This window comes from Reyranella sp., assembly GCF_050185545.1.
Taxonomy (GTDB): Bacteria; Pseudomonadota; Alphaproteobacteria; order Reyranellales; family Reyranellaceae; genus Reyranella.
This window is the reverse complement of sequence record NZ_JBFWZI010000269.1, coordinates 1-4,320: the sequence shown is the minus strand read 5'-3', so window position 1 is coordinate 4,320 and position 4,320 is coordinate 1. Positions and strand designations below refer to the sequence as shown.

Here is a 4,320-nt window from a genome sequence, read left to right as displayed (position 1 = left end):
GTGTCGTTCTTGTACATGTACGCCGCGCCGCGGCCGACGAACGGCGCCGCGTCGTCGGGGTTGTAGTGGATCGCCTGGGTGAAGTCGGCGATCGACTTGTCGTAGAGCTGCTTGTCGTAATAGACGAGGCCGCGCTGGTAGTAGCTGAACGCAGCGAGCAGCGCCCAGTGATTGTCCTTGTCGCGTTGCCTCAACAGCACCTTGGTGACGTTGTCGGGCAATTCCTTGGTGTTCACCGGCTGGACATTGGGCGGCAGGCACTTGATGCCGTCGGTGAAATCCTTGATCGCCTGGTCGAGGTCGGCCTTGCGCTTGTAGGCGATGCCGCGATTGATCCAGCCCGAGACGTCACAGTTCTTGATGGCGAGCGCGGCCGTCAGGTCGGCGATGGCGCCGTCGCTGTTGTCCTTGCGGGTGTAGAGGATGATGCCGCGGTGGATCAGCGGCGCCGTCTCCTTGGGAGCGAGCCGGATGGCGTCGCTGAAATCGACGATCGCACGGTCGGCCTCGCCGATCTGCTGATGGACGACGCCGCGCTGGATGTAGAGATAGGGGTTGAGCGGCTGCGTCAGGATCAGGTCGCTCAGGATGCGGATCGACTGGCGGTAGTCGGCCTTGGAGCGGGTGTCGCTGCCCGGGCCGCTTTCCGACAGGCCGCGGTGGAGATAGGCGACGGCGAGCTCGGGCATGCTGAGACCGCCCTGCGCGATCGCCTCGTTGCAGGCCTCGACCTTCCTGGCCGCCTTGGCGCCGGTCAGGCCGGTGCAGATGTCGAACGACTGGTCCTTGGGGTTGGGTTGTTGGGCCGGGGCTGGCGGCTTGGCCTGGGCCGGTGTCTGCGCGGGAGCGGTCGGCTGCTGTGGCTTGGGCTGGGCGGCAACAGAGTTGACGAGAGCTGGCGCGACCAGCGCGGAGACGACGAGGCACAGCGCAATCGCGCATGCGCCGACGCTCGCGATCCTGGCCCCGCTACCACCCACCACCCGCATCGTTCTCACCTCGCCCTGCGGCTTCCCCAACACCAAACCGCAGTGTAGCGGCAAAATTGACGAGATTTTGCGAGTTTTCAAGCTACTGAAAGGCGCGGCCGGACGATTGCGCACAGCCTGTCGACGGCGCCCGCGCGGCATGTCACGTCCGCGTGGCTTGATGGTAGAGTGTGGAGGAAAACGAGATGACGAGTTCGAAGCGCCGGCGCGTCCTTGCCGGCATCGGTGGGGCGCTGATGGCGCCCGCGATCCTGTCGCAATCGGCGCGCGCCCAGGGCACCTATCCCAACAAGCCGGTCCGCTACATCAACCCCTTTCCGGCCGGCGGCGCCACCGACACGCTTTCCCGGCTGTTCTGCGCCAAGATGGCGGAACTCTCCGGCCAGCAGTGGATCGTCGAGAACAAGGGCGGCTCGGGCGGCAATGTCGGCGTCGACGCGCTCGCGCAGTCGGCGCCCGACGGCTACACGCTGGGCCTGGGCGGCATCGCCAGTCACGCCATCGCGCCGACCCTCTATGCCAAGCTGCCGTTCAACGCCCGCACCGATTTCACCTTTGTCAGCACCATCTGGTTCCTGCCCAACATGCTGGTGGTCAACCTCGACCTGCCGGTCAAGGACCTGCCGGAGCTGATCGCCCTCCTGAAGAAGAACCCGGGCAAGTACTCCTACGCCTCGGCCGGCTCGGGCACCACGCTCCACCTGTCGGGAGAGCTGTTCAAGCTCAAGGCTGGCGTCGATATTCTGCACGTGCCCTATCGGGGCGCCGCGCCGGCGATGCAGGACATCCTGGCGGGCCAGGTCCACATGATCTTCGACAACATCCCGGGCGCGCTGGCCCAGGCGCGCTCCGGCAAGGTGCGGCCGCTCGCCGTCACGTCGGCCAAGCGGACGCCGGTCGCCCCGGACGTGCCGGCGGTCGCCGAGTTCATCGAGGGTTTCGACATCGTGTCGTGGACCACGCTGACCGGACCGGCCAAGCTGCCGGCCGACGTCGTCGCGCGCCTGTCGGAGCTCTCGAAGAATGCGCTGGAGAGCGCCGACCTCAAGGCCAAGTTCGCCGACCTGGGCGCTACGGCCTGGTGGAACACGCCGGCCGCCACGCTCGCCTATCGCGACGCCGAAGAGGCAAGGCTGGCGCCCATTATCAAGGCGTCCGGCGCCCGTGTAGAATAGCCGGATGCAGACCCTAACCACCGCCCAGGCCGTCGTGTCGATGCTGGAAGTGAACGGCATCGACACGATCTTCTGCCTGCCCGGCGTCCAGAACGACGCGTTCTTCGATGCCCTCTACGATCGCACCAACGCGATCCGTCCCATCCATGCCCGCCATGAGCAGGCCTGCGCCTACATGGCGCTGGGCTACGCCATGGCGAGCGGCGACCCCTCGGCCTACGTGGTCGTGCCGGGGCCCGGCTTCCTCAACACCACGGCGGCGCTGTCGACCGCCTATGCGGTGAACGCGCCGGTGCTGGCGCTGTCCGGCCAGATCCAGCAGGCGATGATCGGCCGCAACGTGGGCCTGCTGCATGAATTGCCGGACCAGCTTTCGATCATGCGCGGTCTCACCAAGTGGGCCGACCGCATCAACGCGCCAGGCGAGGCGCCGGGCCTGGTCAACGAGGCGTTCCGGCGGATGCTGTCGGGCCGCCGCCGGCCGGTCGGGCTGGAATGCGCCATGGACACCTGGGGCCGGCGTGCGCCGGTCGAGCTGATCGCGACGCCGGCCGTGCCCGACCCCTGCCCGGTCGACGAGGAGGCCGTCGAGCAGGCGGCCAAGTTGCTGGGCGGCGCCAAGCGGCCGCTGATCGTGGTCGGCGGCGGCGCGCAGGGCGCCGGCGCATCGGTGCAGGCGATTGCCGAGACGCTCGAGGCGCCGGTGATGACGGGGCGCATGGGCCAGGGTGTTATCGACGGCCGCCACCGGCTCTCGGTCACCATGCCGGCGGGCTATCGCCTGTGGGGCGAGGCCGACGTCGTGCTGGCGGTCGGCACGCGCATGCAGGCCCAGCAGCAGAACTGGGGCATGGACGACGATCTCAGGATCATCCGCATCGATGCCGACAGCGCCGAGCTCGACCGTTTCCGCCGACCGGAGATCGGCATTGTCGGCGATGCGACGGCGACCCTGGCGGCGCTCGCCAATCGGATCGGCAAGCACGCCGGCAAGCCCAACGGCCGGGCCGAGCACGTCGCCGTGACCAAGGCCGCCGCGGCCAAGATGTTGCGCGAGAAGCTCGGGCCGCAGATCGCATACCTCGAGGCGATTCGCGGCGCGCTGCCCGAGGACGGCATCCTGGTCGACGAGCTGACGCAGATGGGCTACGCCGCCCGCCTCGCCTGGCCGACCTACAAGCCGCGCACGTTCCTCTCCCCGGGCTACCAGGGCACGTTGGGCTGGGGCTATGCCACGTCTCTCGGCGTCAAGGTCGCCAAGCCTGATACGCCGGTCGTGTCGATCAACGGCGATGGCGGGTTCATGTTCACAGCCATGGAGATGGCGACGGCGGCGCAGCACGGCATCGGCGTGGTCGCCGTGGTGTTCAGCGACGGCGCCTACGGCAACGTGCGGCGCATCCAGCAGCTGTCCTACAACAACCGCACCATCGCCAGCGACCTGCGCAATCCCGATTTCGTCAAGCTGGCCGAGAGCTTTGGCTTGGCGAGCGAACGGGTGAAGTCACCCGACGAGTTGCGGGCGGCGATTACCCGCGGCCTCACGCGCGGCGGCCCGACCCTGATCGACTGCCCGGTCGGCGAGCTGCCCGACCCGTGGTCGATCATCCAGGTCCCGCGCATCCGGCCGCGCAGGGGGTGAACTCATTGCTGGGAGTGCGCCACTCCGATGGCGCTCATGGGGTTTGTTGTCAACAAGAAGAGCGCCATCGGAGTGGCGCGCTCCCAGCCATGACCCCTCCGCCTGCCTGCGCGAAGCCAAAGCGGCTCCGCATCGGCGAAGGCAGGTCGCCGTATGACGGCGACACCTCCCCGGCGAAGACGCTGGGGAGCAAGCTAATCCCCGTACGTCTTCATCACGTCCGGATCGGGATCGCGCCCAAGTCCCGGGCCCAGCGGCACGACGAAGCCCCCATCGACCGGGTTCACCAGGTCGCCGTAGAGGCTCGCCTCCAGATCCATGTGGTAGCGCTCGATCATGCCGCCAGCGCCACCGCGGGCCGCCAGCAGGTGCAGCGTGGCCAGGAAGCCCGGGCCAAAGTACGGCGAGTGCGGCATCAGGGTCACACCAGCAGCGTCGGCCAAGGTCGCCACCTTCAGGAACTCGGTGACGCCGCCCACCTTGGTGACGCTGGGCTGGGCGTAGTCGACCGCGC

General features: G+C 68.1%; 4 protein-coding genes. 2 read left to right on the top strand and 2 right to left on the bottom strand.

Translation table 11 applies throughout. The features are described 5' to 3' along the window. On the bottom strand, positions 1 to 989 hold a 989-nt coding region (locus AB7O82_RS35595), incomplete at its 3' end, for a tetratricopeptide repeat protein (protein WP_428621623.1). 185 nt (positions 990 to 1,174) lie between these two features. Between AB7O82_RS35595 and AB7O82_RS35590 the strand changes: the two genes are divergently transcribed. Next, a complete protein-coding gene (locus tag AB7O82_RS35590) occupies positions 1,175 to 2,164 on the top strand; it encodes a Bug family tripartite tricarboxylate transporter substrate binding protein (protein WP_428621622.1) in 990 nt (329 codons plus the stop codon). A 4-nt stretch (positions 2,165 to 2,168) separates the two neighbouring features. Beyond that, a complete protein-coding gene (locus AB7O82_RS35585) occupies positions 2,169 to 3,806 on the top strand; it encodes a thiamine pyrophosphate-dependent enzyme (RefSeq protein WP_428621621.1) in 1,638 nt (545 codons plus the stop codon). Between the two features lie 194 nt (positions 3,807 to 4,000). Here AB7O82_RS35585 and AB7O82_RS35580 read toward each other — a convergent pair. Further along, positions 4,001 to 4,320: enolase C-terminal domain-like protein (locus tag AB7O82_RS35580; RefSeq protein WP_428621619.1), on the bottom strand; the 320-nt coding region annotated here is incomplete at its 5' end.